Below are 13027 nucleotides of genomic sequence, written 5' to 3' on the forward strand. Positions count from 1 at the left end.
CGTGAGCACCGCACCCACCGGCACCCCGGCAGGTTCCGGCAAACCCCGCGTCCTCGTCCTCTTCGGCGGACGTTCGAGCGAGCACGCCGTCAGCTGCGTGACCGCCGCAGGCGTCCTCGAGGCGATCGACCGCACCCGCTACGACGTCGTACCCGTGGGCATCACCCGCTCCGGGCAGTGGTCCCTCGTCTCCGCGGACCCGTCCGCGTGGTCCCTGCGCTCCGATGTGCTGCCCGAGGTCACCGCGACCGAGCACGCCGTCGTCATGGGCTCCGCGGTCGACGGCGGAGCCGGCCAGGAGTTGCTCATCGCCGCACCCGGCTCCGTGCCCCAGAGCCTCGGCGGCGTCGACGTCGTCCTGCCCCTGCTGCACGGTCCGTTCGGCGAGGACGGCACCCTGCAGGGCATGCTCGAGCTGGCGGACATGCGCTACGTCGGCGCGGGCGTGCTGGCCTCCGCCGTCGGCATGGACAAGCACTACATGAAGGTGGTGTTCGAGGCCGCCGGGCTCGACGTCGGCCCGTACGACGTCGTCACCGACCGCCAGTGGCGCACCGACCCCGAGGCCTGCGTGCGGCGCGCCGTGGCGCTCGGATTCCCGCTGTTCGTGAAGCCGGCGCGGGCGGGCTCGTCCATGGGGATCACCCGGGTGGACGACGTCGACGGGCTCCGGGCCGCGATCGAGGCGGCACGCGTGTTCGACCCCAAGGTCGTCATCGAGGCCGGCATCGTCGGGCGCGAGATCGAGGTGGCAGTGCTGCAGGGGCGCGGGCTCGACGCCCCGCGCACGTCGCTGCCCGGGGAGATCGCGATGCAGCCCGGCGACCACGCCTGGTACGACTTCGAGGCGAAGTATGTGGACGGCGCCGCCGCCGAGCTGACGTGCCCCGCGGACCTCCCGGCCGAGGTCATCGACCGCGTCCGGCTCCTGGCCGCCGACGCGTTCGACGCGATCGGCGGGGAGGGGCTCTCCCGCGTGGACTTCTTCTACACGCCGGACGGGCGCCTGGTGATCAACGAGATCAACACGATGCCCGGCTTCACCCCGATCAGCATGTACCCGCAGATGTGGGCGAAGTCCGGGCTCGGGTACACCGAACTCATCGACGAGCTGATCGGGCTGGCCCTCGAGCGGGGCACGGGCCTGCGCTGACGTTCGCCTGAGCTCAGGCCACCAGGAGCACGCCGAGGAGGGAGCCTCCCGCGAGGAGGACGGTCGAACCCGCACCGACGGCGGCGAAGCGACCTCCGGTGCGCAGCAGGCGGCGGACGTCGATGCCCGCACCGAGGCCGAACATCCCCGCCGCCAGCAGGACCGTGGTCACGGTCCGGCCCGCCTCCAGCACCGGTTCCGACAGGATCCCGAGCGAGCGGACGGCGACCATGACCAGGAACCCGAGGACGAAGAGCGGCACCACGGGCGGACGGCTCGTCGAAGCACCGGACGGGCCGTCGTCGGGCCGGTCCGCTCCGACGAGTGCTGCCGCCCGCCGTCGTTCGCCGAGCGACGCCAGGGCGGCGACCGGGGCGAGCATCAGCACCCGGCCGAGCTTGACCACCGTCGCGACGGCGAGTGCGGTGACTCCGGCGGTGCCGGCCACGGCCACGACCTGCGCCACCTCGTGGACGGCCAGGCCGGCCCACATCCCGAACCGCTCGTCGTCCAGCCCGAGCAGGCCGCCGAGCACGGGCAGCACGATGATCATGAGGGATCCGTAGAGCGTGACCATCGCGACGGCGCCGGCGGTCTCGTCGTCGTCCGCCTTCACGACGCTCTGGAGGCCCGCGATGGCGGATGCCCCGCAGATCGAGAACCCGGCGGCCATGAGCGTGGCGCCGGCGCGGCTGAGCCCGAGCCGCAGGCCGAGGTGCAGGGTGAGGACGTAGCTCAGCGCCACGCACGCGACGATCAGGCCGAGGACCGGCAGGCCCAGCGCCACGATGTCGGGCAGCGCCAGCTGGAGACCCAGCAGGACGACCCCGGCCCGCAGGAGTTTCTTGGTGCCGGCAGTGACGCCGGGCTGGAGCGCGGGGGTGTAGAGGGAGGAGTTGGCGAGCAGGACGCCGAGCACCAGCGCGATCACCAGGGGCCCGAGAACCGATTGCAGTGTTCCCAGCCAGACGGCGACGGCGACGGCGGCGGCTGCCACGGCCAGTCCGGGCGCCAGGGACCGGGTCCGTGCCGGGAGGACGGAGCGGGCGTGCGGTGACGGCATGGGTGTGCTTTCGGGTTCCGGGCAGGGGGCTCCCGGCAATTGTTCCACGGGGCGAGCGGCCGGACCGCGGACGCCCTGTTGAGCATCCCCACGAACGGCAGATTCGCCGCGGCTGCCGGCACCGGTTCCGGGCGGCCGAGGGGACAGCTGCTCGCAGTGGTCGGGCACAGCGGCGGGCGGTAGGCCGCTGCGGCGTCGTGCACGTGTTTCGCCGGGATCGAGGTGGAACGACGGCGTGTCGCAGCACGACACGCTGTGCCGCCGGTCAATCGCGCGCACGACGCCGCACAGGACCCACACCCGGCCGTCGTAACCGGTCGACCTCGTTCCGGACCGCCGCGGCGGGCGCCCAGACCCGTGGGGGCGTTACACCGGGTTTGGGCCGCCGCGCCGGGTGCCCCACCGAGCGCTCCGGGTGCCCGGGGCCGCGGGAGGGGCGACGGCGCTACAGGATGCTGTCCGTGAGGGCGTCGGGCGTTCCGAACCGGTGCGCCGTGATGCTGATCGACTGCTCCTGCAGGAACGGCAGCAGCTCGATCCGCCCGGACTCGGTGACCGGCTGCGCGTACACCGCGAGGTCCGGCCGCCCGCCGGTGGCCGCCGCGAGGGCCGAGGCGTCTCCGCCGATCAGCCGCACGCGGCGTGCCGTGAGCGACGCGGCCCGGGCCAGCCAGGCGCCCTCGTCCTCGACCGTCAGGTGCTCCGCCTGGGCCAGGACGACGGACCGCAGCGCGACGGGAAGCTCGACGGCGCTCGACACGCTCACCGGGGCGTCGGCGGTACGGGCCGCGAGCAGCACGCGCACGAGGTCGGCCACCGGCGCACCCGCGCCGAGGCGCACCGTCACCGGGTGAGGGAGATAGCGGAAGAGGTTCCGCTCCGCCGTGAGGCCCGAGATGTCCTTCACGCGGCCGAACTCGCTCGTCCACGCTGCCGCATCGGACGCCGCGGCGCGGTCGAGCCGGGCGACGTCGGCCTCGGGAAGCCCGGCCGCGCGGGCGGCCGTGAGCAGGGGCCCGACGACGGGCAGGGGAGCGCCCTGCGCCCGGGACTCCTTCGACGCCCAGGCCCCGAGGCCCACGAGGTAGTTGGGGCCGCCGGCCTTGGTGCCCGCACCGACGGCGGACTTCTTCCACCCGCCGAAGGGCTGGCGCTGGACGATGGCCCCGGTGATGCCCCGGTTCACGTAGAGGTTGCCGGCCTGCACGCCGTCGAGCCAGGTGGCGATCTCCCGGCCGTCGAGGGAGTGGATGCCCGAGGTGAGGCCGTAGTCGATGTCGTTCTGCAGCGCGATGGCCTCTTCCAGCGTGGCCGCCGTCATGACGCCGAGGATCGGGCCGAAGTACTCCGTGAGGTGGTACGTGGACCCGCGCTGCACGCCGACGCGCACACCGGGGCTCCACAGGCGGCCCGAGCCGTCGAGCTGCCGCGGCTCGATCACCCAGGACTCGCCCTCCCCGAGGGTCGTGAGCCCGTCGAGGAGCTTCCCGGCGGCGGGCTCGATGACGGGACCCATCTGCGTGCTCGGGTCCGTGGGATAGCCGACGGACAGGGAGCCCACGGCGTCGAGCAGCTGGTTGCGGAACCGCTGCGACGTCGCCACGCTGCCCACGAGGATCACCAGGGAGGCCGCGGAGCACTTCTGGCCGGCGTGGCCGAAGGCGGACTGCGCCACGTCCTTGGCGGCGAGGTCCAGATCCGCGCTGGGCGTCACGATGACGGCGTTCTTGCCCGAGGTCTCGGCGAGCAGCGGCAGGTCGGGTCGGAAGGAGCGGAACAGCTCCGCGGTCTCGTAGCCGCCGGTGAGGATCACCCGGTCCACCCGCGGATCGGCGAGGAGCCGGCGCCCGAGGTCCCCCTCGTCGAGGTGCGCCAGGCGCAGGACCTCACGCGGGACGCCCGCGTCCCACAGGGCCTGGATCATGACGGAGCCGCATCGCCGCGCCTGCGGGGCGGGCTTGATGATCACCGAGGACCCGGCGGCGAGGGCCGCCAGCGTGGATCCCGCGGGGATCGCGACGGGGAAGTTCCACGGCGGCGTGACGACGGTGAGCCGGACGGGGGAGAAGGACGCGCCGTCGACGTCGTCGAGCTCGCGGGCGTGCTCGGCGTAGTAGTGGGCGAAGTCCACGGCCTCGGAGACCTCCGGATCCGCCTGGTCGAGCGTCTTGCCCGTCTCGGCGGCCATGACCTCCAGCAGGTCGGCCCGGCGCGCCTCCAACGCGTCGCCGGCCCGGTGCAGGACCGCGGCGCGCTCGGCGCCCGTCAGCGAGCCCCAGGGCGCCGCCGCGGCGACGGCGCCCGCGATCGTGTCCTCGAGGTCCTCGGCACGGGTCAGCGTCGTCGCGGCGACGACGTCGTTCCCCAGCTCGGAGGCGTCCACCCGCTCGAGGATCGCCCGGCCCCAGGCGCGGTTCGCCGGGAGCGAGGGGTCCGTGTCGGGGGTGTTGGAGAACCCCGACCCCGGATGGGCCGGGGCGGGGAGACTGCGGTCCTGACGCCGGTTCGGCGCGGGGATCGTCGTGTCGAGATCCTCCAGGGAGGCGAGGAAGCGGTTCTGCTCGCGCTCGAAGAGGGCCTCGTTCTCCGCGAGCTCGAACACCGCCGACATGAAGTTGTCCTGGCTCGCCCCCTCCTCCAGGCGGCGGATGAGGTAGGCGATGGCCACGTCGAACTCGGCCGGGTGCACCACGGGCGTGTAGAGGAGCAGGGAGCCGACGTCGCGCTTGACGGCCTCGGCCTGCCCCTGCGCCATGCCGAGGAGCATCTCGAACTCGATGCCGGAACGGACCCCGCGCTCGCCGGCGAGCAGCCACGCGAAGGCGAGGTCGAAGAGGTTGTGGCCGGCGACGCCGATGCGCACGTTCTCGATGCGGCCCGGTTGCAGGGCGTAGTTCAGCACCCGCTTGTAGTGCGTGTCCGAGTCCTGCTTCGAGCCCCAGGTGGCCAGCGGCCAGTCGTGGAGGGATGCCTCCACCTGCTCCATCGGAAGGTTGGCCCCCTTCACCACGCGGACCTTGATGCCTGCCCCGCCCCGGGCCCGTCGGGCTGCAGCCCACTCCTGCAGCCGGATCATCGCGGCCAGCGAGTCGGGGAGGTACGCCTGCAGGACGATGCCGGCCTCGAGGTGCATGAACTCGGGCCGGTCGAGGATCTCCATGAACACCGCGATCGTCAAATCGAGGTCCTTGTACTCCTCCATGTCCAGGTTGATGAACTTGGGCGTCGCGGCCTGCGCCGCGAGCGTGTACAGGGGGGCGAGCTTCTCCGTGACGTGCCGGACCGCCTCGTCGAAGGCCCACGCCGTGTGCGGGGCGACCGTGGAGGAGACCTTGATGGAGACGTAGTCGACGTCGGGGCGCTCGAGGAGGCGCACGGTGCCGGCCAGGCGGCGCCCGGCCTCGTGATCGCCGAGAACGGCCTCGCCGAGCAGGTTGATGTTCAGGCGGACGTCCTCGCGCCGGATCTTGTCGATGGAACGGCCCAGCCGGGCGTCGGACGCGTCGATGATGAGGTGCCCCACCATCTCGCGCAGCACGCGGCGGGCGATCGGGATGACGACCTGCGGCAGGACGGGGGCGACGGCGGCGCCCACCTTCACGGCGGAGCGCATGTACCAGGGGAGGAAGGCGGGGACCTTCGGCGCGATCACGGCGAGGTTCCGGGCCGCGACCGCGAGGTCGTCCGGGCGGATCACGCCGTCGACGAAGCCGACGGTGAAGGCCAGCCCGTCCGGGTCCTTCAGAACGCCGGCGAGTTGCCGGGCGGAGGTGTCGACCGGGACCTTCGACGCCTCGGTCAGCCAGCGCCGCACCAGGGCGATCGCCTCGCGCGGCAGCGTGGCCGGGATGTCCGTGGAGCCGGTGGGACCGGCGGAGAAGATGGCGGGCTCGATCTGGGTTGTCATGGCAACGGCTTTCGGTCGGACGGCTCGCGCCGGGCGCGGGAATGGAGCAGCTACCTACGAGTATCGACCGCACGTACGATTAGGAGAAGCGATGATTACCGAACGGTATTCATCAGCACAACCGAATGATTGGGACGTCGATGCTCGACCTGCGCAGACTCCGGCTACTCCGGGAACTGAAGATCCGCGGGACCCTCGCGGACGTCGCCGCCGCCCTCAGTTACAGCCCCTCCTCCGTGTCCCAGCAGCTCGCCCAGCTCGAGAAGGAGGCGGGCGTCCAACTCCTGCGGAAGACCGGGCGACGCGTGGTCCTCACGGCGCAGGCCGAGGTCCTCGTCGCGCATACCGCCGAACTGCTCGAGACCCTCGAGCGGGCCGAGGCGGATCTCGCCGCCTCCCTCACCACGGTGTCGGGGACGGTCCGCGTCGCGGTGTTCCAGTCGGCCGCGCTCGCGCTCATGCCGGACGCGCTGACCGCGATGAGCCGGGACTACCCGGACGTCCGCGTGGAAATGGTGCAGCGCGAGCCCGAGACCGCCCTCTACGAGACCTTCGCCCGGGACTTCGACCTCGTGATCGCGGAGCAGTACCCCGGCCATGCCGCCCCGCGCCACCCCGAGCTCGACCACGTGGCACTGACGCAGGACGCCATCCAGCTCGCCGTGCCACCCGCCGGCCGGAGCTACTCGGACATCGCGTCGGTGGCGGAGGCGTCCGGTGCGGCCTGGGTCATGGAGCCCCGGGGCGCCGCGTCGAGGCACTGGGCAGAGCAGGCGTGCCGCCGGGCGGGCTTCGAACCCGACGTACGCTACGAGACGGCGGACCTGCAGGCGCAGGTCCGCCTCATCGAATCGGGGAACGCCGTCGCCCTCATGCCGGAGCTGGTCTGGACGGGCCGGAACGTGCCCGTGCGGCTGCTCGACCTCGCAGAGGACCCGCGGCGCTCCATCTTCACCTCGGCGCGCCGCGCCGGTGGCCGGCGCCCCGCCGTCCTCGCGGTCCGTGAGGTCCTGGGCCGGGCCGCCGCGGACGTCCGGCGTCCCGCCTCCCCGCACCCGGACGAGCAATAAATACGCCCCGCCGCCCGTTGACACCGGCAGACCTGCTTTTCGCGTCACCACGCTCCGCTCCTAAGGTTGTTCCATGTCCCTGCAATCCGCACGCCCCGCATCGGCTCCCGTGCCGGCCACCATCGAGAGGGTCGTCGAGACCGTGCTGCCGACCCGGCACGGGACCTTCCGCATGGTGGGCTACCGGGACAGCGCCGGGACGGAGCACGTGGCCCTGGCGCGGGGGATCGACGACGCCATGCACGGCGCGCACGACGCGCCGCCCCTGGTCCGGGTGCACAGCGAGTGCCTCACCGGGGACGCCTTCGGCTCCTGGCGCTGCGACTGCGGGGAGCAGCTCGACGCCGCGCTCTCCGCCATCGCCGGGGAGGGGCGGGGCGTCGTCGTCTACGTCCGCGGGCACGAGGGGCGCGGCATCGGACTGCTCGCCAAGCTCAAGGCCTACGCCCTGCAGGACCAGGGCGTGGACACCGTGGACGCGAACACCGAGCTGGGGCTGCCCATCGACGACCGGAACTACGACCAGGCGGCCGAGATCCTCCAGGACCTCGGCATCCGTGCGGTCCGTCTGCTCTCCGGCAATCCCGCGAAGGAGGAGGCCCTCGAGGAGCTCGGGATCGACGTCGTCGAGCGCCGCGGCCTCCCCGTGTCCGAGCGCACGGAGAACGCCGGCTACCTCGCGACGAAGCGCGCGCGGATGCGGCACGACACGCCGCCGTCCGCCGATGCCTGGAGGTCCCTGCTCCATGGCGCCGTCCCTCCGGCGCCCGCGCCCGGCGAGGCGGAGGAACTGACCCACCGGTACGGCTATCTCGCGGCGGCGCCCGGGCGGCTCGTCGTCGGCCAGCTGCGGCAGAGTCTCGACGGCTTCATCGCCTCCCGATCCGGCGACGCCGGCCTCCACGAGGACCGCGGCGACCACGGGCACCTGCAGCGGTTGCGCGCTCTCGTCGACGCCGTCGTGGTCGGGGCCTCGACCGTCCTCACCGAGGACTGCTCGCTGGCGGTGCGCGACGTGCCCGGTTCCAGCCCCGTACGGGTGGTCCTGGACGCTTCGGCGCGCGTCGCGGTGGGGGCCCGGGTCCTGGCCGACGACGGCGTGCCCACGCTCTGGGTGATCGGCGCCGACGCCGTGACCCCCGACGGCCTGCCGTCCACCGTGGAGGTGCTGCGGGTCCGCGCCGCGGATTTCGCGCCGGAACGCATCCTCGCCGTCCTGCAGGCGCGGGGACTGGAGAAGATCCTCATCGAGGGCGGCGGCAAGACCGTGTCACGCTTCCTCGAGGCAGGGCTGCTGGACCGCCTGTACCTCACGACGGCGCCGGTGCTCGTGGGCGACGGCGTGCCCGGCATCCGCTTCACCGGCTCGGACGCGCTCGCCGAGGCGCGCACGGCGCCCGTGCGGCGCTTCGTTTTCGGCCAGGACATCTGCACCGAGTTCAACTTCGCCGGCGTTCGGTAGGGGGCGGCCTGCGTCCGGTCCCACGTCCCGGGGTGAGCGGGACGTGGGACCGGTGCGGGTCAGGAGTCGCTGACCCTCTTGCTCTTGCCCTGCAGCCGGTCGATGTGCTCGGAGGCCTCGGCCTTGTTGATGTCGGCGGGGATCTCCTCGCCGGCCTCGCGGGCCAGGGTGTCGAGGTAGCTCCGCTGTGCCGCCGTCATCGGCTCGTCGCCCGTGACCCAGTCGGAGGGATCGCGCTCGAAGCCGCCCTCGGGTTCTGACTGCGGGCTTCCCAGTGTGTCTGCCATGTGCGTTCCTTGTCGTCGTGATCGGCGTGGACCGTCAGTCTACTGAGCGTCTCCGACACTCCGTCGGCAGCGCTGAGGGGCGGCGTCGTCAAACCTCGCCGTAGTACTCCTGGTAGTGGTAGATCTGCCAGATCCCGAAGACCTCGACGAGCCCCACATACAACTGGGCGGTCTGGCCGTGCTCGCCCAGTGCATCGCCCACGGAGTTGAGATGACGGCTGTGCGGGAAGGTGCACGCAGGACGTCCGCGTGCTGCATGGATTGAACCACGTCGGCCGGCGCTCGAGGGTGAAGCACGTCCGAAGAGGAGCCCGGGGCTCAGCCGCGGAACATCGGCAGGGGAGTCCCGGCGACGCCCGTCTCGACGGCGAACAGCGCACCGGCCTGCGGCTCCGACCCCTCGGGGATGTTCTCCTGCGTGGTCGTGATGAACAGCGTCGAGAGGTGCTTCCCGCCGAACGCGCACGCGGTCACGTTGGTGACCGGCAGCGGGATGTGCTCCGAGAGCCGGCCCGAGGCGTCGTACCGGGCCACGGCGCCGCCCCCGTACAGGGCCGTCCAGACGCCGCCCTCCGCGTCGATCGCCATGCCGTCCGGCATGCCGAGGGCGGGTTCGACGACGGCGAAGGTGCGGCGGTCGGTGAACCGGCCGGCGTCGAGGTCGTACCCGAGGGCGTCGATGCGCCCCGTCGGGGTGTCGCTGAGGAAGGCGGTGTCGCCCGCGGGGGAGAAGTGCAGCCCGTTCGACACGGTGAGGCCCGTCAGGAGCGTCGACACGGTGTGATCGGTGTCCAGCGAGTACAGGCTCCCCGCGCCGAACCCGCCCTCCCAGCCCATGGACCCGCACAGGAAGCGGCCCGCGGGGTCGCAGCCGCCGTCGTTCATGCGCACCGTGGTGGTGCCGAAGGCCTCGGGGCCCTGCTCGATGGTCGAAAAGGAGTCGTCCGTGAACACGAAGCCGCGCTCCACGCCGATCACGTAGCCGCCGGAGGTGCGTCCGCGGAGGACCCCGGCCAGCCGCGGGTGGACGCTGTGCCGGTCGATGCTGCCGTCCTCATGGCGGAGCAGGACGTCGCCCTCCATCATGTCGACGAACAGGAGTTCGCCGCGGCGCGGATCCCAGTACGGGCCCTCGCCGTGGAACGTGCAGACGTCGGAGATTTGCTCGGCTTTCACGGTGCCTCCTGGCAGTGGGTGGTGTGGTTGCGGGCGGGGCCTCAGCCGTCCGTGGGCGCGGGGGTCGCGTCGGCGAGACCGACGCACGCGCGCGCCTGGTCGACGCGCGACACGGCGTCGCCGAGCTCCACGAGGACGGTGCTCGAGGCGACCTCGTCGGGGTCGAACAGGACCTCCACCGCCGGGTCGCGCCCGTAGGTGGTGGCCGTCCAGGCCGGGTCGCCCTCGCGGACCACCCAGTCGACGTCGTTCACGGTGACACAGGGATCGGTGGTGGGTCCCGGGACATCCACCCCGCAGCGCAGCACCACCCGGGACGGGTCCCCCCAGGCCGAGGTGGCCTGGCTGTTCGTCTCGCGCTGCTCGTTCTCCGCGACGGTGGGCGGCAGCGCGATCATCACGTCGGCGCACCGGGCGTTCGCGGCGTCCCCGGCGGGGTCCACGTCCACCACCGCGGAGCACCCGGTGACCCCGGCCAGAAGGACCACGGCAGGCAGCAGGGAGGTCAGGGTGCGGCGGAGGGCAGGCATGGTGCCAGCCTATCGGTGGTCCTGCGCTGCCGCGGCGGACGCGGGCTCCGCGCCTGCACGACACGGGCTCATCCGGAGCGGGAGGAAGCAGGGCGGCGGGAGCGGCCGACAGTAGGATTCAGGAGCCGGCAGCCAGTCTCAGCCGCCGGTTCCCCCCGCGCACCCGGCGTTGCCCCCAACCCGCGCGTGCGAGATCCCGAGCCGAGGACGAATGACCACGCACCATCGCTTCCCCCCGACTGCCGCTTCCCTCAGGACCACGACCGGCACGGTCGCCCTCCTCCTCACAGCAGCCGTCCTCTCCGCCCCGGCGGCCGCCCTGGCCGTCGAATCCGAGCCCTCGTCCGTCCGGCCCGCCGTCGCGGGCCAGCAGCAGCAGCAGCGCGTCGTGGAACAGCCCCAGCCGGGCGCGACGTTCGGGGAGCCTGCCCCGCCCGTCGTCGACCCGCTGGCGATCTCCGGGACGGACCCGGCCACGGGCTTCGCCATCAACGCGCGGACCGGGTTCCTCGTGCACCCAGGGACCGGGCACCTCATCGAACCCGGGACGGGCAACCTCGTGTTCGCCGACACCCTCATCTACACGAACCTCCGGTACGACGCCGTGACCGGGGAGGTCGTGCCGGTCGCCGACGAGGCTCCGGTGCCCGCACCGAGCCCCAGCCCGGCCGAGCCGACGGCGACGGCGACCCCGTCGGCCTCGCCCGAGGCGACGGCATCCGCGACGGCGGAGGACACGACACCGGTCACGGCCACCCCGCCGGCCCCGACCGCGTCGACCGACGTCGTCGGCCCTGCCCCGGCGACGGAGACCGCCACGGCGAGCGCCACTCCGCCCGCCACCCGGTCCGCCACGCCGACCGCGAGCAGCAGCGCGACGGCCCCCGCCGAGGAGGAGCGGGCCGCGTCCCTGGCGCCGGTCGCCTGGATCGGCGCGGGCCTGATCGCCGCCGCGCTCGCCGCCGTCGTGGTCCTCGCCGTCCGACGCCGGCGGCACTGATCACCCTCAGGCCCGCCGATCTCGGCGCCTGGACGATCACCTCAGCTTCACGCCGTACCATGAACTGATTTTTGCTACGACCGGGGGAGCCCTTTGAGTCTCGACGACCATGCCAGCGCGACCGAGCCCTACACGACCAGTGACAGACGTCGGCCTCGGCGCAAGCACCCGGTGCGGACCACCCTCCTGATCGTCGGGTCGCTCGTGGTCGTCGCCGCCCTCGCCGCGGGCGGGTACCTGTTCTCCCTGGCGCAGTCCTTCAACCAGAACACGCAAACAATCGAAACGGCCTTCCCGGCCGAGGAGTCCCGACCCACGGTAGCCCCCGAGGCCGAAGGGGCCTTGAACATCCTGCTGCTCGGCAGCGACTCCCGGGCCACTGCGGAGGGACCGGGTGACGTCGCGGCGGCAGATCCGTCGGACAGCCGGTCGGACACCATGATGCTCATGCACATCCCGGCCGACCGCCAGGACATCCAGGTCATGTCGATCATGCGAGACACCTGGACGGAGATCCCCGGCCACGGGGAGGCCAAGATCAATGCAGCGATGGGCCTGGGCGGGGTACCTCTCGTGGTCCAGACGGTCGAGGGATTGTTCGGAGTGCGCGTGGACCACGTGGCGAGTATCGACTTCGAGGGCTTCAAGGGCCTCACCGACGCCCTCGGCGGCGTCGAGGTCGACAATCCCATCGCGTTCCAGTCCGGCGGAAGCGATGGCGAGTACTTCGCCGCCGGCCCTATCACCCTGCAGGGCGAGTCGGCACTGAATTTCGTCCGCGAGCGTTACGCATTCAGCGACGGCGACTATCAGCGCGTCAAGAACCAGCAGTTGTTCGTGAAGTCGGTCATCGGCAAGTTGCTCACCGCGGACACGCTGACCGATCCGCAGAAGGTGTACCGGGTGGTCGACCAAATGGCCCCCTTCGTCTCCGTGGACGACAGCCTCGATGCCGGCGAGCTCGGGTCCCTGGCGGTCTCCCTGCGCGGCGTACGCTCCAGCGACATCGACTTCTTCACCCTGCCGAACCTCGGCACCGGGACCTCCGGGGACGGCCAGTCGATCATCGTCAAGGACGATGCTGCCATTGCGCAGGTGGGCGAGGCACTGCAGGACGACTCCCTGGCCGACTATCTCACGGCGAACCCGGAGATCGGATCATGACTGACGGCAGGGTGAGGCTCCGTCCTCTCGCGGCAACGATCCTCGCCCTTATCCTTGTCTTTTCGCTCCCGCTCGCACCCGCCGCTGCCGTCGACTCATTTGTTGTTGAGCAGACTGACCCTCCTGAGGTCACGCGGGCGCCCACTGCGCCCGCACGGGTGCCATTGCGGTTGCCCGTCACGCCTATTCCCGTACTTACGCCCACCCCGATGCCT

At 72.2% G+C, this 13027-nt stretch carries 10 protein-coding genes; 5 read left to right on the forward strand and 5 right to left on the reverse strand.

The window, feature by feature from the left end:
- Position 1: 1 nt before the first annotated feature.
- Positions 2-1153: a D-alanine--D-alanine ligase family protein gene (locus tag ACSGDB_RS07770; protein ID WP_434993985.1), complete on the forward strand. Its 1152-nt coding sequence runs from the start codon at positions 2-4 to the stop codon at positions 1151-1153.
- A gap of 13 nt (positions 1154-1166) precedes the next feature.
- On the opposite strand, the gene ACSGDB_RS07775 is transcribed toward ACSGDB_RS07770, so the two are convergent.
- Both ACSGDB_RS07775 and ACSGDB_RS07780 read right to left on the reverse strand, forming a co-directional pair.
- The gene (locus ACSGDB_RS07775) at positions 1167-2216 is read right to left on the reverse strand and encodes a YeiH family protein (RefSeq protein ID WP_434993968.1); all 1050 of its coding nucleotides are present in this window, start codon (positions 2214-2216) and stop codon (positions 1167-1169) included.
- Between the two features lie 445 nt (positions 2217-2661).
- Positions 2662-6123, reverse strand: a complete 3462-nt coding sequence (locus ACSGDB_RS07780) for a bifunctional proline dehydrogenase/L-glutamate gamma-semialdehyde dehydrogenase (protein WP_434993970.1) — start codon at positions 6121-6123, stop codon at positions 2662-2664.
- A 140-nt stretch (positions 6124-6263) separates the two neighbouring features.
- Between ACSGDB_RS07780 and ACSGDB_RS07785 the strand changes: the two genes are divergently transcribed.
- Both ACSGDB_RS07785 and ribA read left to right on the forward strand, forming a co-directional pair.
- Complete coding sequence (locus ACSGDB_RS07785) at positions 6264-7193, forward strand: LysR substrate-binding domain-containing protein (RefSeq protein ID WP_434993987.1); 930 nt, start codon at positions 6264-6266, stop codon at positions 7191-7193.
- Between the two features lie 73 nt (positions 7194-7266).
- On the forward strand, positions 7267-8655 hold the full coding sequence (ribA, locus tag ACSGDB_RS07790) for a GTP cyclohydrolase II (RefSeq protein ID WP_434993971.1): 1389 nt from the start codon (positions 7267-7269) through the stop codon (positions 8653-8655).
- A gap of 59 nt (positions 8656-8714) precedes the next feature.
- On the opposite strand, the gene ACSGDB_RS07795 is transcribed toward ribA, so the two are convergent.
- The 3 genes from ACSGDB_RS07795 to ACSGDB_RS07805 all read right to left on the reverse strand — a co-directional run bounded on the left by ACSGDB_RS07795 (position 8715) and on the right by ACSGDB_RS07805 (position 10648).
- The gene (locus tag ACSGDB_RS07795; RefSeq protein WP_434993972.1) at positions 8715-8942 is read right to left on the reverse strand and encodes a DUF3072 domain-containing protein; all 228 of its coding nucleotides are present in this window, start codon (positions 8940-8942) and stop codon (positions 8715-8717) included.
- 318 nt (positions 8943-9260) lie between these two features.
- Entirely contained in the window at positions 9261-10118 is an 858-nt protein-coding gene (locus tag ACSGDB_RS07800) for an SMP-30/gluconolactonase/LRE family protein (protein WP_434993973.1), read from the reverse strand.
- 41 nt (positions 10119-10159) lie between these two features.
- Complete coding sequence (locus tag ACSGDB_RS07805; protein WP_434993974.1) at positions 10160-10648, reverse strand: DUF3515 family protein; 489 nt, start codon at positions 10646-10648, stop codon at positions 10160-10162.
- Between the two features lie 211 nt (positions 10649-10859).
- Here ACSGDB_RS07805 and ACSGDB_RS07810 point away from each other — a divergent pair, with 211 nt between their 5' ends.
- Together ACSGDB_RS07810 and ACSGDB_RS07815 are read left to right on the forward strand one after the other, a co-directional pair.
- On the forward strand, positions 10860-11648 hold the full coding sequence (locus tag ACSGDB_RS07810) for a hypothetical protein (RefSeq protein ID WP_434993975.1): 789 nt from the start codon (positions 10860-10862) through the stop codon (positions 11646-11648).
- Positions 11649-11819: 171 nt separating this feature from the next.
- Positions 11820-12812 carry an LCP family protein gene (locus ACSGDB_RS07815; protein WP_434993976.1) on the forward strand — a complete coding sequence of 331 codons (993 nt, stop codon included), beginning with the start codon at positions 11820-11822 and terminating at the stop codon, positions 12810-12812.
- The last annotated feature ends 215 nt before the right edge of the window (positions 12813-13027 follow it).

The organism is Arthrobacter sp. Ld5, from assembly GCF_051172775.1.
Lineage (GTDB): Bacteria > Actinomycetota > Actinomycetes > Actinomycetales > Micrococcaceae > Arthrobacter_D.